The following is a 23,497-nucleotide window of genomic DNA, read 5'->3' as shown; positions in this document are numbered from 1 at the left end:
TAAATTCCTTAATTATTTTCAACTGATTTAAGTTTTTGCAAACGTTTTCTTTGTTGCGCTTTACCAGCTGAAATTTTCTCTGTTTGGATCTCAGTTTCCTGTAAAGATACTGTTTTATTTGTAGATGAGCTTAAATACTCCGCTAAAGAATTGATGGTGGGATATCTAAACAAATCAAGGGTTGATAGTTCTGCATTTAATATTTCCTGCAATTGGCTGTGAACTGTAACTAAAAGTAATGAATGACCGCCAATTTCAAAGAAATTATCGTGAATACCTATTTTTTCAAGATTTAAAGCTTTCTGCCAAACTGAAGCTATTGTTTTTTCTACTTCAGTTTGTGGTACCACATAAGCAACTTCTAATTCTGGGCGTAGGGCATCTGGCATTGGCAATGCTCGACGGTCTACTTTGCCATTAGATGTTAGTGGAAACGCTTCTAATATCATAAAGCCTGTTGGTATCATATGGTCAAGCAATTTATTTTGTAAGAAGCGCCGCAGTTCAGAAATTGTTATTGTTTTGTCTGGATGAAGAGTTATATAGGCTGTTAAATTTTGATTTCCTGGTTTATCCTCCCGAACGATCCCTACACTTGCAGATACTGATGGATGCTGATTGATAACGGCTTCAATTTCTCCTAATTCAACACGGAAACCCCGGATTTTTATTTGGTTATCAATTCTACCTATATACTCAATATCTCCACTCGGTAAAAAGCGAACTAAATCGCCAGTTTTGTAAAGGCGATCGCCTTGTTGTTTGCTAAAGGGATTGGGAATAAATTTCAGTGCTGTTAATTCAGGTTGATTTAAATAACCCCTAGCTAATCCAATTCCGCCAATGTGTAATTCACCCGCTACACCTGTTGGTACTGGTTGCAAATATTGGTCTAAAATGTACAGTTGAGTATTAGCGATCGGTTTACCAATGGGTATGGAACCTGAAGTATGTTTTCCTATTGGAACTTGATAAATACAGCAGCCTACTACCGTTTCTGTAGGGCCGTATTCGTTTACTAATATCGTATCTGGGGCTATATCTTGCCAAAAAGTAATGCTTTCGGCTAATAAATTTTCCCCACCAATAATAAAAGCTCTTGTTTTATTTACTATCTCTTCTTTGGATAACTGTTGTTTCAGCAAATCCAAGTGTGCGGGGGTTATTTTCACCAAACTTAAATTCGAGCTTTTCTTTAAAGCTTGAGAAAGTGTTTCGATTCCTTGTTCTTCTGATAATAACTCTGCTGTGCGGCCGACTAATAAAGGTGATAACAGACTGGTGATAGTTAAGTCAAAACCCAGAGGTGAGTGAACTACAGTTCCTACTCCTTGTTCTACTGTATATCTTTGAGTAGCCCAACAGAGGTAATTAACTAATCCTTGATGGGGAATTAGAGTTCCTTTAGGTTTACCAGTGGAGCCAGAAGTGTAAATAACATAAGCTAAATTTAATGTAGTCGCTGTAGTAATTGGGTTATCAATTTTTTGTTGGTTTATAGTTCCCCAATCGCTATCAAGACAAATTACTTTAATTTCATTTGTAGCTAAATCTGCCATTAAATGCTGTTGAGTCAATAGCACTAGCATTTGAGAATCATTTAGGATAAAAGCCTTTCTTTCTAAGGGATAGTTAGGCTCGATCGGTACATAAGCACCACCCGCTTTTAAGATACCTAAAAGTGCAATTAACATTAAGTGCGATCGCTCTACACAAATCCCCACCATTACATCCGGTTTAACACCTAATTTTTGTAGGTAATGAGCTAGCTGATTCGCACGATTATTTAATTCCCGGTAGGTAAATTGCTGATTTTGATAAACAACAGCAATGTTGTCTGGCGTGCGTTCTACTTGTTCTGCAAAAAGTTGATGAAAACATTTGTTTGCTGGGAAAGCAGTTTCTGTATTATTAAACTCAACCAACAGTTTTTGTCGTTCAATATCGCTGAGTATTTCTAATTGACTTAGCAGTGCATTTGGAGCGTTAATTGCATTTTCTAAGAGAGTAGAAAATTGTCCTGATAATCGTTCGATATCTTCTGGCAAGAATAAGTCTGAATCATATTGCCATTCAGCGTGAAGAGAATTTTCAGTACGTAGAAACGATAATTTTACTTTGAACCTGCTAAAACAAACATATTGCTGTATTAGAGAAAATTTAACTGTACTTGTAGTCAATATTTGTCGATTTTGCTCTATAAACTCAAAGCAAAAGGGCAAGACTAATCCTGAAATTAATTCCCAATTAAAGCAATCTTGCCATTCATAAGCTTGATTTTGATTCAAACTAATTTGCTCTAAAGCTTCGCTAAACTTTAAATTACCTTGCAGATAGCAATCCACTGGCACATATTTGGCAAGTAGTCCCAGCATTGCTTGGAGTTCTTCTTCCGATCTCCCATCGCAATAAGTACCAACAACCATACTTGGTACATTAGTCAAACGCCATAATAGTATTTGCCAGCATGTTAGTAATAATGATGATTCAGTAGTATTAAATTTTTCGGCGATCGCATTTATTTTAGCTATCAGTTGAGGCGGAATTATCTGACTAAAAATTTGTGGTTTAAATTCAGTTTTCTCAGAAAATACATTTTCATTTGGTAGTTTCAAGCTAAAAATATGGTTAATATCTTTTTCTCGCCAATATTTTCTACCAATTTCTGCTTCTTCTGACTCTAATAATTCATTCTGCCAGTCTGAAAAAACAATGTATTGCACTGGCTCATTATCATATAAATTCCCAGTGTAAGCGCGAGCTACTTCTGCTAATAAATTACTGAGTGAATTTGGATCTGCGTAGAATGCAGGTAATTTTAACAGTAATACATATCTAGATTCTGATAAAGTAGCTAAAGATATTTGTAATGATGATTTTTGTAAGTCAAAATTTTGCTGTTTAATAGATTCAACTAGTAATTCAACAGTATTATTTTGTTCTTCTGGTGGAATTGCTCTAAAGTCATGCTCTTTTATTAACAAATCACTGCTGTTTTCAATCACTTGTAGCGGAATATTCATTCCTGGTAAGCAGTGAAAACTCGTGCAAAGGATTTGATGTCTATTGATAATAGTTTTGAAGGCAGTCTTCAACGTCTCTATATTTAAATTACCTGTAATTTCCACCGCACTAAATGAATAATAACTAAGGCTATTGTTCTCTTGTTGTAATAGCCATAAATGTTTTTGTTGTGGTGAAAGTTGAAAACCGTGGATTACTTGATTATTCATGATACAGTTAATTTTTTAAACGAACCGCACAGACGCTGAGAACACAGAGAGATAATTTATTAAAAATAATGCTGAAAAGGTTCGCCCATTGCAGTTAAAATTTTTCTCGAACCAGAGTAGGGATTACGGGCGTGGGCTGTCAACATATTATCGAGCATTAATATATCCCCTTTTTGCCAAGGATAAACAATCATTTCTTGTTGATAAGCTTCACGAATTTCTGCAATAATTGAGTCTTCAATGGGAGAACCATCGCCATAAAAAGTGTTGTAAGGTAAATCTTCTTGTGTAAACTCGCTGAAAAATTTATCTAGAAATTGTGTTTGCAAACTCGATACATGCCAAAAAACAATGTGGTTAAACCAAACCATTTCACCTGTTTTTGGGTGTTTTGCTATGGCTGGACGGACTTGACGAGTTCTTAAACGGTTGTTATCTTTCCACTCAACTTCAATACAAGCATTACGACAATATTCTTCCATCACAGTTTTGTCTGTTGTGTGATAGACTTTTTGCCAAGGTAAACCAAATCCATCTCCATAATTGCGAACTAACATCCAGCCTTTTTCTTGAAAGCGTTCTCTAATGCGAGGATGAATACGTTGAAATACTTTTCTCACATCAGCAATTGGAGTTTCTCCTCCTTCGCTTGCAGGTTCTATGCAACAAAACCATATCTTCATCGGATAGGTATTGGCATAGGATGATTCATTATGTAAGGCAATAGTTTGGTCAGCAGGAAATTCAGTAGAAGTATAAACTTTCTCGCTTAATTTAGTACGAGGTGTGGAAGATTCTGTGTAAGGCATTAATTGAGGACATACGGCACTAACGAATTGTTCAAAATCCTCTTTTTGATTAATAGCAAAACCTCTAAATAAAATTCCTCCATATTTAAATAAGTTATTGATGATAAATTCTTGATTCTTTTCAGCCCAATTTGGCAAATTTAAATCGCTGAATTTAGGCGAAATAACCAGAGGAAGTTTACCTCCAGACTCTAAAAAAGATTCTGTAATTAATTGTTCTGGCGATAAGTTAATTACTTTAGGTTTAGGTTGCGATTTAAATGCTTTAAATTTTTGACTGCGGGCTTGTTTAAATTCTTCTTGTTTTGCCTCTTGCCTTTGCTTGTCTGCTGCTGCCAATATTTCTTTTATGCCTGCAAATTTAATATTAGGTTGAGTAACAACGGCACGCAAAATTATTTCATAATCTGTAATAAATTTAGCGATCGCAGTAGCGTTAAATAAGTCTGTGCTATATTCCAAACTACCACTTAACCCTTGTTCAGTTTCCCACATAGTAAGTAGTAAATCAAACTTAGCTGTGCCATTGTCAATGTGTTCGACAATTTTCAACTTCAAGCCTTGAAGTTCTAGTGGAAGTGTTGGAGCATTTTGGAGAACAAACTTAGATTGAAACAGAGGTGTACGGCTCAAATCTCGTTCTGGTTTCAAAGCTAATACTAACCGATCGAATGGCATATCTTGATGTTCGTAAGCAGCCAATGTCACCTCACGAACGCGTTTCAATAATTCCTGAAAAGTTGGATTACCTGCCAGGTTAGTACGTAATACTAATTGATTAACAAAAAAACCAATAATATTTTCTGTTTCTGGGTAATTACGGTTAGCAACATCAGTACCGATAACAATATCATCTTGCTTTGTACAGTAATGTATTAAGCTTTTAAATGCTGCCAATAGAGTCATAAATAGAGTGACTTCTTCCTTACGGCTTAATGCTTTAATTTCTTCACAAAGTTCTTTTGATAGTTTTAGATGTTGTGTACTACCGCGAAAAGTTTGGATTTCAGGACGGGGATAGTCGGTAGGTAATTCCAGTAGGGGTAAGTTAGCAAGTTGCTGTTTCCAATAAGATAAATGTTTCTCCATCACTTCTCCTTGCAGCCACTGATTTTGCCAGTAAGCGAAGTCTGCATATTGAATTGGCAATTCTGCTAAAGATAAAGGTTCTTTTTTGCTGAAAGCTGCATAAAGCGCAGATAATTCACGAATAAGTACGCCAATTGACCAACCATCAGAAATAATGTGGTGCATTACTAACACTAATACATAAGACTCTTCAGCTAAACGCAATAAATTAACTCGCAGCAATGGACTTTTAGTTAAATCAAAAGGGCGTTGGGCTTCTTCCAAAATTGACTGCTGTACCGTAACAAATTGCTTTTGTGGTGAAATTTCACTTAAATCTATGATTGGCACAGAAATAGGAACAGATGAAGCGATTATTTGTACGGGATTTCCATTTACTTTTTTAAAGCTAGTCCGTAATACTTCTTGGCGGCGTAAGAGTTCTTTAAAAGTTTGCTCTAAAGCACTTATATCTAAACGTCCGTTCAGGTAAACGGCAGCGGGCATATTATATGTAGAACTTCCTCTTTCCAATTGTTCTAGAAACCACAATCTTTTTTGAGCAAAGGATAAAGGTAGTTCTTTGTCTCGTGAAACTCGTTCAATTGGTGGTAGTGAGTTGATATCTAGCTGTTTTGCCTCAAGGTTTTTGGCTAATTTTGCGATTGTTGGTAGTTCAAAAATTCGCCGTATTGGCAATTCGATATCAAGATTTTTATTAATACGAGATATCACTTGAGTTGCTAGAAGTGAGTGCCCGCCTAACTCAAAAAAGTTGTCGTTTATTCCTATCTGCTGTAAGCCCAGTACTTCCATCCAAATCGTCACTAATTGTTTTTCCATAGCGGTTTGAGGTGCAACAAAGTTTTCCTCAAATTCTGGAAGTACTTTATCAAGTGCGGGTAGCGCCTTACGGTCAACTTTACCATTAGGTGTTAGCGGTAGTGCCTCTAAAATTACAAAATTTGTTGGCATCATGTAGCTTGGTAATTTTGACTCCAAAAAGCTACGCAGTTCAGAAACTATTAATGTTTCTTGGCTTTCAGGGACTAAATAAGCGACTATTCTTTTAGAATCTAATGAATCTTTACGTACTACAACTACGGCTTCTCGGACTGCGGAATGTTGGGTGAGGAGTGCTTCAATTTCTCCTAATTCAATACGAAAACCACGGACTTTTACTTGGTGGTCAATTCGACCAATGTACTCTATTTCTCCATTTGCTAAATAGCGGGCTAAATCTCCTGTTTTATACAAACGCGTAGCTTTTTCACTAAATGGATTTGGTATAAATTTCTCTGCTGTCAAGTCGGGACGGTTGAAATAACCTCGTGCAAGTCCGTCACCACCGATATGTAATTCCCCTGGTACGCCTACAGGAACTAACTGATTGTATTGGTCTAAAATGTAAAGTTGCGTATTAGCGATCGCGCCACTAATCGGTATAATTTTCCTATCAGTTTCTACCTCAGATGCAGCTGACCAAATCGTAGTTTCTGTAGGGCCATACATATTCCACAAACAAACACACCGATGCAATAATTGGTTGGCTAAATATCCAGGTAAAGCCTCTCCTCCACAGAGAATTTTTAATAAATCATTCCCACTCCAGCCTGCTGTTAAAAGTAATTGCCAAGTTGCTGGTGTCGCTTGCATAACTGTTGCTTTTGAGTCTGTTAGTTTTGCTGACAATTGAATTCCGTCCGAGGCTATTTCCCGACTAGCAATAACTAAACATCCACCAACTATAATTGGCAGGAAAAGTTCTAAGGCAGCAATATCAAAAGCATAAGTCGTAACTGCCAGTAAAGTATCATTTTCGGTTAATCCCGGCCTTTGCTTCATGGAGTACAAAAAGTTGCTCAAAGCGCTGTGAGGAATTTGTACGCCTTTCGGTTTGCCTGTGGAGCCAGATGTATAGATGACGTAAGCTAGGTTATTAGTAGTTAGTTCAGAAAATAAATTCTCCTGACTTTGTTGTGCAATCTTCTGCCAATGTGCATCTAAACAAACAACTTGGGTTTTTTGTTGCGGTAGTACTTCTAAAAGCGACGTTTGAGTTAATAATACTGGAGCTTGAGTATCTTCTAAAATAAATGCTAATCGTTCCTTTGGATAACTCGGATCTAGCGGAATGTATGCTCCGCCTGCTTTGAGTACCGCTAATAATCCGATAAGCATATTCAGGGAACGTTCTACACAAATCCCTACCAAAACTTCCGGCTTTACTCCCAGTTGTTGTAAATAATGCGCTAATTGATTCGCTCTGGCGTTGAGTTCGCCATAGGTTAATTGCTCGTTTTCAAATACTGCTGCTACTGCATCAGGTGTTTTTTCTACTTGCGCTTCAAATAACTGATAAATGCACTTTTGAGGATAATCAACTTGGGTATTATTCCAATCTATCAACAATTGGCGATGTTCTTGTGCAGTCAGCAACGGCAAGTCTTTAATACGCTGTTGCTGGCTGGCTGTCATACCCAATAATAATGTACAAAAATGCCCCAACGTCCGAGCAATTGTACTTGATTCAAACCGAGAGCTTTCATAGAAAATTTCTAATAATAATTCTGAATCCACCTTCACCGAAACAGTGAGTGGATAATGAGGATGCATAAAACTACAAATATTAGATATTTTTAAATTGCTGACTTGTTCTAGTTTAGAAAAATCTGTTTGGTAATTCTGAAAATTAACTATACTTTCAAACAAAGGTTGCCCAGTTGGTATATCACTCCACTTTTGAATTTTGATTAATGGGCATTGCTCATACTGGCGCGTTTCATTTTGCTGTATTTGCAGTTGCTTTAACCAAGAGATAAGAGATTCTTCTGGATTTACACGCACTCGCAGTGGCAAAGTGTTGATTAACACCCCCACCATTGATTCAGTTTCAGCTAAATTACCTCGACCAGAAACAACAGTTCCAAAAACAACATCGTTCTCGCCACTGTAACGACTCAAGAGAATAGCCCATGTGCCCTGTATTAAAGTATTTAAAGTTAGCTGTTCCCGTCGTGCAAAAGACTGCAATGCTAATGTTTCGGTTGTTGATAGTTTAATTTGCTGTTGTTTATATTCTTTATTTTCATCAGGCAAATTACTAGAGGTGTAGTCTACACCCAAAGGAGTATTTACTGTAAACTGTTGCAAATACTGTCGCCAGAAAGTCTCACTTTTGGAGAGATTCTGCTGTTGTAGGTAAGCTATATAATCTCGGTAAGGACGAGGTTTTTTTAAAGATAAATTTTGATTCGAGCTAAATGCTTTGTAAAACGCAAAAACTTCATCCATCACCAAAGATGAAGACCACCCATCCAGTAACAAGTGATGTTGACTCCAAATAAATTCATAGTTGTTTTCGGCTAATTGAATCAGAGTTAACCGCATCAACGGTGCTTGGGAAATATCAAAACTGCGCTGTTGTTCTGCGGCTAAAAAACTTTCGATACGCTTTTGCTGCGTAATATTTTCAATTTCACGCCAATCTTGTTTCTCCCAAGGCAACTGAACTTGCTTGTGTACAATCTGAGCAGGTTCTTTTAAACCTTCCCAAACAAAAGACGTTCGCAAAATCGCGTGACGTTCTAGCAATTGTTCCCAAGCTTGCTTAAATGCTGAAATATTCAGTTCTCCTTGGATATTACAACTGAAAACTTCGCAATAAACTGCTGAGTCTGGGGCATAAAGGCTGTGAAATAATATGCCCTGCTGGATCGGAGAAAGTGGATAAAAATCTTCAATATTTTTCATTTTATTAATATAAAATTATTTTTATAATTTCGTAGGATCGTCAATTTTCGGAAAAAATAAACCTAATTCATGGGCTGAATCTATACCGATTTCTTGTAAAAATTCTGGTCTTAATACATTGTTCTCCATCACATTTCCTGGTTGCGTATTATTTCCTTTATAAATAAAAATTTGATTGCGATAAAAATGCATACCAACAATATGTTCATCGAAATAATTAGGTAAATATCCAGGATGGAAAAATTCCTGATGGCTTAAACAGTCAACTAGTCTTTTAAAAAAATTCATCATGGTTTTGGGGTCGTATAAATCTAAGCTTCCCCCATATTGCGACCATTCGGGAGGCTCAGTATCGTCCGAGAACTTAGACCAATTTTCGTAACTAGGTATATAAGAAGTATGAGTATCTTCAATAATATAAATTCCACCATCATTAAGTTCTGGAAAGAGAACTTTGAATGTTTTAATTACATGGTCATTATGATGACTACCATCATCAATTATAATGTCTAATTTTCCTGTTTCTTCGACAACTTTTTTCAAAAAAGCCTCATCCTCTTGGCTTCCTTGAAAAATTTTAATTCTGTCTGACTCTAAAGCTGTTTTATCTACAATATCAATACCATAAATCAGACTATTAGTAAAATAATTCTTCCACATTCTTAAAGATTCGCCACCAGAATATGGATCGTCAGCATAACCACCGGATACGCCAACTTCGAGACCACCTATACCTATTTCCAGAATTTTTAATTTTTTAGTTCTTAAAGGTGCAAAATGAAATTGATAATGCTGACCAAACAAATGAGGATTCCATTTACAGTCATACAATGGTAATAATTTACTTAAATCCTTACGGTGGAGAAATAGCATTAACTGATAATATAAATTTGAGAAAATTGTTTGATCTAGTTTCACTACGATCGCTCCTATAAATCATGAGTAAATATTGTGAAAAAATTTTAAGAATTATCAATTTTTGCCAAAATATTATCAATATCAGCCTGACTCCACTGGCTAGACTGAAATTCTGCAAAATCAGAAGGTGTGTAATTTGTTAATCCAGAAGATTGACAATCATTAATTAGCGATCGCAAAGTTTCTACAAAGTCTTCAGTTAATTTTTTAACTGTCTCTGTTTGATGCATATTTGTGCTATAAATCCAATCAACTTTTAGTTGATTATCAACAATCAAACCATTAATTTCTAATAAATGGCTGCGCTTTCCTTGCAAACTAACAACATGTCCGCAAGATTTTTGAGATAGCTTCCACAAAGAAGATTTTGGCAAGGTTTCTTCCAAGTTACCAAGGTAAAGGAAAATAATTTCTGCTGGCTGTAATAAACGTATTTTTTCAGTAACGATTAAATCATCACTCAAATATCGCAGCACGCCATAGCCAAGACCTTGATTTGGAAAATTCCGTAGTTGCTCTTTCACTAATTTTAATGCTTCCCCTGGCCGATAAGTTTCCTCAAAATCTAAAAATGCAGGAGCAATATTAGTGAACCAACCGACAGTCCGAGCTACGTCTATATCATCAAAAATTACCTCTCTTCCATTTCCTTCTAAATCAACCAACAGTGATTCTGTTCCAGTCCATTTACTAATTACTTGTCTTAAGGCAAATAATAAAATTTCCTCCATTTGAACTCGATAGGTTACTGTCACTTCTTCTAGTAGTCTTTGGGTTTCGGTAACACTCAGTGTTATTGATATCGTGTCTGCCGATGCTACAGTGTTTGACCCTTGTGGATAATCTACGGGTAACGGTGATACCGACTCACGAGAAGCTGACAACCAATAAACTTCTTCCCATTGCAACTCTGTAGATTTGGCATATTTAATTAAGCGTTCCGCCCACTGTTTGAAGGAGGTTGTTTTGGCTGGCAATTGAATTAGCTTGCCTTCATTTAACTGTTGGTATGCTGTTTCTAAATCATCAAGTAAAATTCGCCAAGAGCCAACATCAACTACTAAATGATGAATCGCAAATAATAATCGTTGAGGTTGCTTAGTTCCTAAGTCAAAAAGAGCAATCTGTAAAAGTGGCCCTGATGAAAGATTCAGAGATGCTTGCAACTGATTAGCAGCTGATTCAAAAGCAGATTCTTGCAACGAATCTGGTACTGCCGACAAATCTATTTGCACAAAGGGCACAAATTCATCAGGAAGTATATTAATCTGCTGGACGCCAGATTCATTTTCGACGTAACGTAAACGCAAAGCATCATGATGTACGAGCAAATATTGTATTGCCTGGGTCAATAAAGCTGGAACAATAGGTTGTTGTACTTCTAGTAAGATAGCTTGGTTCCAATGATGTTTATCGACTAAATTCTGTTCAAAAAACCAATGTTGGATAGGCGTTAAAGGTATTTCTCCTTGTACTAATCCTTGTTCGCTCAAAACATTCTGAGTTCTGCTTGCTATTTCTGCTAATTCTGCAACCGTTGGATATTCAAATAAATGTTGATTGTTAAGACGTAACCCAGCTTTATTTGCTCTAGCTGTAACTTGAATGCTGAGGAGAGAATCTCCTCCTAACTCCAAAAAGTTATCGTATATACCTACTCGTTCAAATCCCAAAACGTCTTGCCAAATGTTAGCGAGAATTTGCTCTGTCTCATTTCTCGGAGCAACATAAATATTGTGTAAGTTTGGTCTAGAGTGCAGTGATTCTGCTGGCAGCGAAGATTTGGAATTTTGTAATGATTCACGCCCAACCCAGCGTTTTATTCTAGCTGGTAAATTAGTCGTTGAAACAACTACTTGAGTGAGATTTTTTAGAGATAATACACGTTTAAATACTTCTACTCCTTCGCTAGCTGTCATAAATACATCATTTGCACTTTCTGATTTGCCAGCTAATTCTTCAGCAAGTTGATTGGTGAGCCAATTATCCCAATTTACAGCGAGCCAAGCTGTTTGCTTTGTCTGATTATGTTTATAAACAAAGGCATCAGTGAATAGATGGGCCGCTGGATAAGCTGCCATGCCTAATGCACCCAACATTGATGATAAAGAAGATATCAATATACAAAAATCAAGTTCTATCCCTTGTAAAACTTTTTCTAAAACAAATAGTCCCTGACCATTTGCTTGCAGTTGCTTTTCACATTCACTGCAATTTATTTCTCGAACAGTTCCAAATAATTTGATGCCTGCTGCATGGATAACTCCGTTAATTTTACCAAAGCGATCGCTACCTCGATTCATTACTGCTTGCATTTGCGCTTCATTGGCAACATCAGCGCTTTCTAGCATCACTTCTGCACCCAGTTTTTCAAGTTCCTGGATTTTCAATATCTTCCGGCTTACTTCATCTGTCTCACCATGAGTTTTTAGCCATTGTTGCCATTCATCGCGCTGGGGAAGAAAGGATCTTCCGACCAAAATCAACTTTGCTTTTACTGTTTTTGCCAGGTATACAGCCAGTTCCAGACCTATACCACCCAAGCCACCAGTAATTAGATAAACACCAAATTCTTTCAGAGGACAATTTGTGGAATCATCTCCAGGAATTGGCTCAAAAGTCTGTATCCAGCGATGATGTCTGCGGTAAGCGATCGCTAAATCCGATGATTCGTTGCATACCTCCGCTATTAGTTGGTCTATATTCTCTTCAATACTACCGACATCTATACTGCGGCAAGTAATATTTGCATACTCTTGGGGAATGACTTTACACATTCCTAATATAGTTGCCTGTTCTGGATTTAAGCTCTCAACACCTGTCACGTCGTGTATATTATTTGTGACGACAAAAATCTTTATTGGTTGAGTAATATCCTGTTTTTCAAGAGATTGTGCGAGGAATAATAGACTATAAAAACCTAGATTTTGACACTTTTCAAAATATTCTATTCTCCCCTGTGTCTGCTCGTCTGCTGTGATACTCCACAAATGAATAATTCTATCCGGAATTTTACCTAATATTTCTAACTGTGCGAGCAAAGTATCATAATCTTCTGGCTGTTGGGGATTAAGATTAAATTGGCGATCGCTAATTTGGTTAAACTGTTCTTTTGGCTCTACAGTAATAACATCATGACCGCTCTCTTCGAGACATTGAGTAATTTTTCTGCCGAATTTATCTGTATTTCCAAAAACTAGCCAACATAATTTTTGCTCTACTCGTTCTGCTGATTTTACCCTTGGAGGTAAAATTGCTTGTTTCCACGTTGGAACATAAAACCAGTCTGAAATATTTGGGTTTTTACCATCGAACTCAACCAAATTATTGGCAGTTTTCTCACGTTCAATCCAGTAACGTTGGCGTTCAAAAGGATAAGTGGGTAAGGGAATTCGATAACGGCATTCATTAGTATAAAAGCCAGACCAATTTATCTCAACTCCAGCCAACCATAGACGACCTAATGTGTTTAATAAGAAAGCAACATCTGACTTTTGTTCCTGGGGATGACGTAATGAAGTTAATACTACTTGTTCGGTACTTGGTAGAGCGCATTTTTTAGCAAAGGTATACAAAGTTCGCCCTGGCCCTACTTCCAATAAAATACGATTTTTTTCTCGTAATAATTGGGAAATTCCACCACTAAAGTTAACCGTTTGCCGTAAATGCCTCGCCCAATAATTTGCATCTGTAGCTTGTTCTGCTGTAATCCAAGTTCCGGTAACATTCGATATAAAAGGAATTTGGGGAGGATTTAATTTAATTTTTTTAACTTCCCGAACAAATCGCTCCTTCAGCGGTTCCATCATTTGAGAATGAAAGGCATGGGAAGTATGCAGGCGGCGATATTCTATACCTTTTGCTGTCAGTTGTTCTTGAAGTGCATCTACAGCTGCATAAGTTCCCGCAACTACACACGAACCAGGAGCATTGATGGCAGCTAAAGACAAATTTGCATTGAGTAAACTAATAACTTCTGCCTCTGGTAATGAAACCGCAAGCATAGCTCCTGGTGACATTTGTTGCATTAGTTTTCCACGCATGACAACCAGGGCTAAAGCATCTTCAAGAAATATCACATTTGCTAAAGATGCTGCTACATATTCCCCGATACTATGACCAATCATTGCACTAGGAGAAATACCCCAGGATATCCACAACTGAGCCAAAGCATATTCAATTACAAATAGTGCTGGCTGAGCGATATCAGTCTGTTTTAATTTTTCTGCCGTCGCCTCAACTTCACTTTCCCCAGGATAAAGTAACGAACGCAAATCTAGTCCCAAGTGAGGTTTTAAAATTGAGCAACAGCGGTCTACTTGCTCGCGGAATATTGCCTCATTCTGATAAAGTTCTTTACCCATATCGACATACTGAGCGCCCTGGCCGGGAAACATAAAAGCAATGGACGGATGGGTATTTTGTTGGAAGTTTGTAATAACTCGTTGGGAAGCCTGCTCTTGAAATGCACTCAGCGCATCTCGGCTATTTTCACACACTAATATCCTGCGATGATTAAACTGCCTGCGACCGACTTGCAGCGTATAAGCAAAATCTGCAAAGTTAATTTCTGGGTGCTGTTGCAGATGATTAGCTAAATTTGTAGTCAGCGTCTCTAAAGCAGAGTTTGTTTTGGCAGAAAGTACCAACAATTGATACTTTCTTCCTTGGTTTATTATTTTAGAAACAGGCGCTTCTTCAAGAATTACATGAGCATTAGTTCCTCCCATACCCAAAGAACTCACACCAGCACGGCGAGGGGTTATTCCCTGTTTCCACTCAGTGAGTTTTGTATTTACGTAAAACGGACTATTGGCAAAATCGATTTGTGGGTTGGGTTGCTGAAAATTTAAGCTAGGTGGTATTTCCTTGTGTTTGAGAGCGAGAACGGTTTTGATTAACCCTGCAACTCCGGCGGTAGCATCGAGGTGACCGATGTTGGTTTTCACAGAACCAATGGCACAGAAACCCTTTTTATCGGTACTAACGCGAAAAACTTTGGTGAGTGCAGCTATCTCGATGGGGTCGCCTAAAGGTGTACCAGTACCGTGAGCTTCAATGTAGCTAATTGTATCAGGTTCGACCGAGGCAAGCATCATTGCTTCGGCGATCGCCTCTGCTTGACCATCTACACTCGGCGCTGTAAAGCCGACTTTTGCAGAACCATCATTATTAATAGCCGCACCTTTAATTACAGCATGGATGCAATCGCCATCTGCGATCGCTTCGCTCAGTCGCTTGAGGACAACAATTCCTACACCATTACCAATAGTTATACCCTGCGCCTTGGCATCAAAGGCATAGCAGTGACCATCCGGGGATAAAGTTCCTCCTGGTTCGTGTAAATAACCGGTTTTTTGCGGAACGTTAATAGAAACTCCCCCAGCCAAAGCCATATCGCATTGATAATTGAGCAAACTTTGGCAAGCAAGAGAAACCGCAACTAATGAGGTAGAACAAGCTGTTTGAACAGTTAAACTCGGCCCAGTTAAATTTAATTTATAAGATACACGAGTAGTGAGAAAATCTTTTTCATTTCCAATAGAAGTTTGATAGCATTTTGCCGAACCAACACTATCAGTATTTAAATTAAAAGATAAATAGTGACTTTGGCTTGCGCCTGCATAAACTCCAATGCGGCTTTCACATCTAGTGGAGTCATAACCAGCATTTTCTAGAGCTTCCCAAGCACATTCTAAAAAGACGCGATGTTGTGGGTCAGTAGTCTCAGCTTCTTTGGGATTAAAATCGAAAAATGCTGCATCAAATAATTCAATATCTTCTAATATAGAGCCTGATTTTATATAGTTTTTATCATTTAGTAGTGCTGGATTAATTCCGGCAGATATTAGCTCATCATCCGTAAAAATAGAGACAGATTCCACACCAGATTTTAAATTCTGCCAAAAATCTGCAATATTTTTAGCACCAGGGAAACGCCCAGCCATGCCAATAATAGCTACCCCTTCTATTGATTCACTAGTTTCTACCCTACTCATTAGTTTCTTTTTCCTTAGTCAGCACTTCTGAAAATTGCAAAATTAGCTAGGACTTATGCAAAAAACCTGTATACACGCACGCGATTAATCGTGTCTCTAGCTACCTTCTTTAATATCACTAAGTAAAGTCACAATTCTCCGCCGTTTATCGTTAAAAGATTTACGTCCATGTAAAAATCTCGAATTATCAATCATCACCAAATCTCCAGGCATCCAGGGAATAAAACCAGTCAAATTATCCATAATTTTCTGGATTTCATTGATAACTTTTACAGGAATTGCAGAGCGGTTGGCAAAAGTTACGATTCCTCTGGGATTTCTATATTCTGAAATTATGCTATTAGCAAATGCATCGCGATCGCCATACTTGGTTTTGACCACAGCAGAGCATACATATTCTAAGATAAGTGACTCATCTTGGTTGATTTTGTAATTTAAACCTTCGATAGCTTCTAGTGTATTCTTGACATCATCTATCGTAGCACCTGCCCCTAAAAATTGCTGCCAATGAGAAGCCAAAAATTTTTGGACATACCGAATTTTTTGCCCAACAAATAATTGTTTCAATTCTTCACTCATTGCTTTCCATACTTCAACACCATCCCAAAATAAAGTTTCACCACCTTCTGCTGCTGGCACAGCACAACAAAACCAAACTACATCAGGTCTAAAAGGTGAATTAGCATTTTCACAATGGGGAGCAATATAATGCATTCCTGAGTCTACTAACGTAATAAACTTGTTGTTTAAATCAACAATAGGTCTACTGTATTGACCCATGAATGTAGAACTAAATTGCTCGGCAAATACTTTCATCTGTTCGTAATTGACATTAAAACCTCGAAACAGAAGCATCCCCAAAGACTTGAAATTATCTAAAGTTTTTGATACTGGTAATTGCAAAATATCTTGCCCTGTTTCATTAATAATGATATTCTTACTATCATTTTTTAATAATTCTACCGCGCTCATTTTAGTTACCTTATCAATCCTTTAATTTAGCCAAATCTACTCAAAACTATCAGTCTATCTCCGCGATTTATAAGCTTGTTTTTGTCGATTTAAAGCAAGTTTTTGTTTTTCAGAGCGTTTCTGAACTTCTTTAAAAGCAGGTTGCTCCTGTTGCTCTTGACTGAGATGTTTTGCTAACAAATTGATCGTAGGATATTGAAACATTTCTACCACTGAGATATCGCGTTGCAGCTGTTCTCGTAGTTGTGCGTTTACCTGAGAAATCAGTAAAGAATGTCCGCCCAGATCGAAGAAATTATCATTAATACTAACTTTCTCGATACCGAGTACTTTTTGCCAGGTGCTAGCAATGGTTTCTTCTAGCTCTGTTTCGGGAGCTACATAGAGGTTGTTTTGGTTAGAGTAACTCTCTGGTAACGGTAAGGCACGATGATTGACTTTGCCATTGGGGGTTAAAGGAAGTGCATCTAAGAATATGAAAGCCGTCGGCACCATGTATTCAGGTAGCTTTTCTCTCAGAAAATTTCGCAGTTGAGGCACTCTTTCACGAGCCAAGCTTCCTTGCCAGGGAGTATTAGCGTAATCGCGCCAAGGACGGGACAATGAAGATACAGCACTAGTAGTCTGCCAACTCAAAGCTGGGTGAGGGCTGGGGAAAGGGGAAAGGGAAAAGGGTAAGGGATTTAAACCCTTTTCCCCTTCCCCCTTACCCTTTACCCCGCCAAGCTTACTTGGCGAACTACTAGGTAAGGAAAAATACTGTCTCACATTAGGCGTAGAACGCTTGAAGATAACGTCATAGCTGCGTGCATCATTCCAAGTAATAGCAACTGAGTAAAGTAGGTCTTTTTCTAATGCCCAGAAGACTTCTGGCTCTATACCCTGACCTGCAAAGGAGTTTAAGACCTGCTTGAGTTCACCTACAGTTTCCGGTGGCTCATTATTTGTTAACCACTCCACAATCTGAATGTCTGCAATGACGCGAGCATTAGGTACATGGGTAAGACCTAAAAATTGGGGTGCAGTTTCTTCGAGCATTTGGCGGACAGAAGAAAGGGTGACCTCTTGTTTGCTCCAATCCAACCAAGAGATATCTGCCGTTGGAGCTGGTGTATCGTCCACATGCAGAATTACGTCGTAACGGAATTTAGTTAGTTCATTCTGGGAGCAACCGCGCTCTAACAAAATATCAACATGACTAATTTTAGGTAGATGCTGTTTGAGAGCAGTAAAGAAAGCAGGATCGATGACTAATTGTTTTTCTTCAAATAACTGTTTCTGGACGCGCTGTTGCAAGGTTTTTTTAGAAAGAGTCTCTGGGGCGCGATAAAGTTGAACTGAGGCGTGGAATGCTTCTAATAAAGGCAGACTCCGAACATCTCCTAGAAAAATGAAGCCGCCTGGTTCTACAGCTTTGACTGCTTTTTCCAAAACCTGGAGTAAATAGTCAATGCTGGGGAAGTACTGAGCCACAGAGACAATTAACACGCCATCAAAGCTATTTTCTGCCACATCGTCAAAATCTAAAGCACTTCTTTGGCTGAGTGTGACTCCTGCTAATGGCTGCTCTAAAGTATCCAACTGCTGTTGGAGAATTTGCAGGGCATTTTGTGAGGGGTCTGTTGCCCAGTACTGCTGGCAATGAGGGGCAATGTTGAAAAGCATCAGACCGCTACCCCCACAACCGATTTCTAAAACTCGGCTGGGCTGCAAACCTAAGATGCGCCCGGTGGTTTGCTCCATCCACTCGCGCACTTGTTCGTCGGGAATAGATGCTCCTGTGTAGCTGCTTTCCCAACCTTTGATGTAGAAGCCGGAGTTTTGAGAACTATCAAACTTTTTATAGAGGCTATCGAAGACAGTTTCCCACTCTAAGGTTTGTTGAGTGTCTAAGGCTTCTACTGTTTCTAGCTGATACTGACCGACTACATAAGCAATCAAGCGTTGGCTATCTGAGTCATCATTACGAGCAACAACTACAGCTTCTCGTACAGCCGGGTGTTGATTGAGTAAAGCTTCTATTTCTCCTAATTCAATGCGAAAACCCCGAATTTTGATTTGGCGATCGCTACGTCCGACAAATTCCAAGTTACCATCCTTGAGGTAGCGAACTAAATCGCCGGTTTTGTAAAGACGCTCCCCAGGTTTTGAACTGTAGGGATTAGGAATAAACTTTGCTGCTGTTAAGTCAGATCGCTCCAAATAACCCCTAGCAACACCAACACCCCCAATATACAATTCCCCAGGAGTTCCTACAGGCACGAGTTGGAGATCCAGGTCGAGGACATAGGTTTGAACTTGGGGAATGGCTTTGCCAATGGGCACTTCACCAGGCGTCTGTGCTGTTATGTCACAGAGTGTGGCCACAATTGTTGTTTCTGTAGGGCCATAACTGTTGACCAGGCGTACCCGTTGACCTACGTGTTGCTGCCATGTTGTTAGGTGTTTTCTGTCGGCTCTTTCACCCCCAATAATTACTAATCGCAGAGTATCAGGAAGTACTAAATTTATTGTTGCTAATTCAGCAGTCAGTTGATGCCAAAAGGCGGTAGGCAAATCTAAGACAGTTATCTCCCAATCGCGACAATGCTGTAAAAATTGAGGCGTCGAAGCGATGGTCTGATCTGTACGCAGTATCAGAGCAGCACCGCAGATCAGACAGGGAAAGATTTCTTCAGCAGCGGCATCAAAGCTGATGGAAGCAAATTGCAGCACCCTGTCGCTTGCTTGTAGCTGGTACTCTAAACAAGCAATCTTGGCATAACTAGCTAAAGAACGATGCTGAATCGTCACACCCTTGGGAGTTCCCGTGGAACCAGAGGTGTAAATAATATAGGCAAGGTTTTCTGGTTGGGTGCGATTGACAAGATTTTCTTGACTTTGTTGGGCGATGGCGTTGTCTGTATCCACGCACGCGATTTGCGACTCCAGTGCAGGCAAAACAGCCAGCAGTGATTTCTGAGTCAGCAGCACTGACACCTGAGCATCCTTCAAAATCAGGGCGAGGCGTTCTTTTGGATAAGCCGGATCTAAAGGTACATAAACTCCTCCGGCTTTGAGGATTCCTAAAAGTGCGATCGCCATTTCTAAAGAACGCTGTATACAAATACCAACTCGCACTTCTGCACCAACTCCCAAGGAACGCAGATAATGTGCTACTTGATTTGCCCGCTGATTCAATTCTCTGTAAGTTAAATGCTGGTTTTGAAAGACTACTGCAACTGCATTTGGCGTGCGTTCTACTTGGGCTTCAAACAATTGATGAATGCATTGTTCGCAGGAATTGGGAATTGGAGACTGATTTCTACTCAGTTGTAGTAAATCCTGACAATCTGCCGCGCTCAATAATGGTAAGTTGGATAGCCGAGCTTGAGGATTTGCAGCAATACCTGAAAGTAAATTCTGAAAATGCCTCAGCATTCGAGTAATGGTAGAAGCATCAAATAAATCGGTATTGTAATAAAAGGATGCCGCGACTTCTTGCTTTGTAATCTCAATGGATAAACTCAAATCAAACTGCGCTGTTTGGGTTTCTATTTTTACCAAGCTCAATGCCAAACCGGGCATTTCTGGTAACTGCGAGTAATCTTGAACATTAAACATGACTTGAAACAGCGGTGTCCGACTCGTATCCCGCTCTGGTTGCACTGCTTCTACGAGTCGATCGAAGGGCAAATCTTGATGTGTATAGGCTCCTAAAGCTACCTTTTTTACCCGCGTCAGCAACTCATTAAAAGTCGGGTTGTTGCTGATATCTGTACGCAGTACTAAGGTATTGACAAAAAAGCCAATTAACCCCTTGATTTCATAGCGATTGCGATTAGCGATAGGCGAACCGACAGCAATATCATCTTGTCCCGTGTAACGGTAGAGGAAAGTTTGAAATGCTGCCAATAGCAACATAAATAAAGTGACACCCTGTTGACGAGCGATCGCCTTGAGTTCTTTAATAACTACTTCAGATAACTCAATGGATTGTTGAGCGCCGTTTGAGGTTTGTACTAGAGGTCTTGGTCGGTCGGTCGGTAGTTTTAATGCTGCGGGTATACCTGCAAGTTGTTGCTTCCAATAAGATAGTTGGCTTTGGAGAATTTCCCCTTGTAACCATTGTTGCTGCCAGTGTGCAAAGTCTTTGTATTGAATAGAAATTTCCGCTAAAGGTGAAGCATTTCTGGTTAAAAATGCTTTGTAAAATAATGCAGTCTCTTGTAAAAATACTTCAGTAGACCAGCCATCAGAAATTATGTGGTGCATCTCTAGCAAAAGAATATGCTCTTGCTCTGCTAGGCGCAAAAGTTTAGCACGGAACAATGGCCCTTTGGTGAGGTCAAAAGGTTGTTGACCTTGTTGAGTTAGGAATTGTTGGACTGTAACATCCTCCTCTGATTCTAGATTGATTAGCGATAAAGATAAATTTAGGGAATCAGCAATAATTTGTACCGGCTGTCCGTTGACTGTTGTAAATGTAGTTCTTAAAGTTTCATGTCGCTCGATAACTTCATTCAGACTTTGTTCTAGTAAATTAATTTCAAGCTGACCTTTGAGTTTAACAGCTAAGGAAATATTATAAGCTGGGTTGCCCGGTTCTAATTGGTCAAGAAACCATAGTCGCTGCTGGGCAAAAGATAGGGGATAAACTTCGGTTGGCGGGATTTTGCTAAGAGACTTTGAGGATATAAAAGCCTTTGTGGTGATTTGAGCGAGTATTTTGGTTGCGAGCGATCGCCCGCTCATTCCTTCAAAGAAATCTGCAACAAATACTTCTATTTCTAAGTCAACTTCAATGCAATTTTTTAACTCAAATACTTTTAAAGAATCAAATCCCAGTGTGGTTAATGGTTGTTCTATATTAATATCATCTGCGGGAACTGAAAGTACTGTTGCCAATATTTCAATTAAATAACCTTCTAAAACTATTTGATATTCTCTTGGGGAAAGTGCCAATAACTCCGAACGCTGTAATCGAGTTTCTTTTCGGGGAATATCGCTAATGTTGAGAAGATTACTTGCAACTACATTCAGTTCGCCATTCTCAAACTGAGCGCGGGTTGCACGACGTTGAATTTTACCGCTAGAAGTTTTAGGAATACTACCTGGTTTAATTAAAACTACGCCATAAACTTGGGCTTCATGTTCTTCAGTAATCGCTTGGCGAATTGCACTAGCTACTTCTACTAAATTTGGCTTGGCGCGAAACTCTAATTCTTGTACAACTACTAATCTTTCTTCGTTATTAACTTCTACTGTAAATGCTGCATTAGCACCAGAACGTAATGATGCATGACTGCGTTCGGCGGTTAATTCTATATCCTGCGGATAAAGATTGCGACCGCGAATAATAATTAAATCTTTGGCTCTACCCGTGATGAAAAGTTCGCCATTGTCCAAGAAACCTAAATCTCCCGTCCGGAGAAAAGGGCCTTTGCCTGTGTCTGCTAAATAAGCACCGAAGGTTTCTACTGTCTCTTGAGAACGATTCCAATAACCTCGACCAACACTCGGCCCGGATACCCAAATTTCCCCGATTTCATCCGGCTGACAACTATTGAGTGTTTCTGGATTGGTAATTACTACTTCTTGTTCTGGTATGACTCGGCCACAACTAACAAAATGATAAATATTCTCATTTTGAGGAGATGATTTAACAACGCGATCGCATTCTAATGCAGACTTCTGGACTGTTGCGATCGTCGGTGCTGTTGCTTTCTCAACACCAGAAACCATCAGAGTTGTTTCAGCCATTCCATAACAAGGATAGAATGCTTCTTTACGGAAGCCACACTCGGCAAAAGCTTCTGCAAACCGTTCTAAAGTATCATGACGAATCGGTTCAGCGCCGTTAAATGCCACACTCCAACTACTCAAATCGAGAGTTTGTTTTTGTTCGGGAGTAATTTTTTGAGTACATAACTCATAGGCAAAGTTAGGGCCCCCACTCGTTGTCCCTTTGTACTCAGAGATAGCCTGCAACCAACGATATGGACGTTGGAGAAAGGAAGTTGGAGGCATGATGATGCAAGGAAAACCTCCATACAAAGGCTGCAATATTCCCCCAATCAAACCCATATCGTGGTACATCGGTAACCATGTCACGAACTTACTTTCTGGGGAATGTTCCATGAATTGGTAAGTCGTAGCTGCATTGTGCAATAGGTTTCCATGACTAATCATTACACCCTTGGGCGTGCCTGTAGAACCAGAGGTGTATTGCAGAAAAGCTAAAGTATCTCGATGAATAGAAAGTTGTTCCCAAGTGTCTTCTATTCCTGGTGCAAGATTATCAGTAGTCAACCACTGCAAAGATTCTAAATCGGTCTTTTGTGTCATTAAAGACCGGACTGACGGCAAAATTTCTGTTGTTGTCAGAGCGATCGCTGCTTGTGCATCTATGGAAATTGCCTTGATTCTCGGCGTGTTACGTTCATTTCGCGGCGGATATGCAGTGACAGCCACAACTCCCGCATACAAGCAACCGAAAAAAGCAACTAAAAAATCTAGTCCTGCTGGATAAAGTAGTAAAGCGCGTTCCCCAGCCAAACCCAATGCTTGTAATTTAGCAGCTACTCGACGCGATCGCCTATCTAATTCTTCATAGGTTAGTGTTGCTTTTTCTGTTTCCCCATCTAACAAAAATGTAAAAGCATCTATATCTGGCTGCGTACAACTTCGCAAGCGCAGTAGTTCGACAACTGTAGAAAGATTATTTATCGTATCAAACAAATCAGGAAATTTATTCATTTTTATA

The 23,497-nt window shown here is 39.0% G+C and carries 6 protein-coding genes; all 6 read right to left on the bottom strand.

The annotated features are described in order from the left end of the window. Window positions 1-8: 8 nt before the first annotated feature. Window positions 9-3,233, bottom strand: a complete 3,225-nt coding sequence (locus NSTC745_RS28685) for a non-ribosomal peptide synthetase (protein ID WP_445634030.1) — start codon at window positions 3,231-3,233, stop codon at window positions 9-11. A 59-nt stretch (window positions 3,234-3,292) separates the two neighbouring features. Next, window positions 3,293-8,863: an amino acid adenylation domain-containing protein gene (locus NSTC745_RS28680; RefSeq protein ID WP_445634029.1), complete on the bottom strand. Its 5,571-nt coding sequence runs from the start codon at window positions 8,861-8,863 to the stop codon at window positions 3,293-3,295. Window positions 8,864-8,884: 21 nt separating this feature from the next. Continuing rightward, a complete protein-coding gene (locus tag NSTC745_RS28675) occupies window positions 8,885-9,781 on the bottom strand; it encodes a hypothetical protein (RefSeq protein ID WP_445634028.1) in 897 nt (298 codons plus the stop codon). A gap of 44 nt (window positions 9,782-9,825) precedes the next feature. Continuing rightward, window positions 9,826-15,780, bottom strand: coding sequence for an SDR family NAD(P)-dependent oxidoreductase (locus NSTC745_RS28670; protein WP_445634027.1), 5,955 nt, complete (start codon window positions 15,778-15,780; stop codon window positions 9,826-9,828). A gap of 96 nt (window positions 15,781-15,876) precedes the next feature. Then, on the bottom strand, window positions 15,877-16,752 hold the full coding sequence (locus tag NSTC745_RS28665; protein WP_445634026.1) for a TauD/TfdA family dioxygenase: 876 nt from the start codon (window positions 16,750-16,752) through the stop codon (window positions 15,877-15,879). A 54-nt stretch (window positions 16,753-16,806) separates the two neighbouring features. Further along, the gene (locus tag NSTC745_RS28660; protein WP_445634025.1) at window positions 16,807-23,490 is read right to left on the bottom strand and encodes an amino acid adenylation domain-containing protein; all 6,684 of its coding nucleotides are present in this window, start codon (window positions 23,488-23,490) and stop codon (window positions 16,807-16,809) included. Window positions 23,491-23,497 lie beyond the last annotated feature (7 nt).

It is taken from the genome of Nostoc sp. DSM 114161 (assembly GCF_052692665.1).
This window is presented reverse-complemented; position numbering and strand designations above follow the sequence as displayed.

What these genes read in the sequence shown, in the direction of transcription:
- NSTC745_RS28660 (WP_445634025.1), bottom strand. Translation starts at nt 23,490, where the DNA reads ATGAATAAATTTCCTGATTTGTTTGATACGATAAATAATCTTTCTACA.
- NSTC745_RS28680 (WP_445634029.1), bottom strand. Translation starts at nt 8,863, where the DNA reads ATGAAAAATATTGAAGATTTTTATCCACTTTCTCCGATCCAGCAGGGC.
- NSTC745_RS28685 (WP_445634030.1), bottom strand. Translation starts at nt 3,233, where the DNA reads ATGAATAATCAAGTAATCCACGGTTTTCAACTTTCACCACAACAAAAA.
- NSTC745_RS28670 (WP_445634027.1), bottom strand. Translation starts at nt 15,780, where the DNA reads ATGAGTAGGGTAGAAACTAGTGAATCAATAGAAGGGGTAGCTATTATT.
- NSTC745_RS28665 (WP_445634026.1), bottom strand. Translation starts at nt 16,752, where the DNA reads ATGAGCGCGGTAGAATTATTAAAAAATGATAGTAAGAATATCATTATT.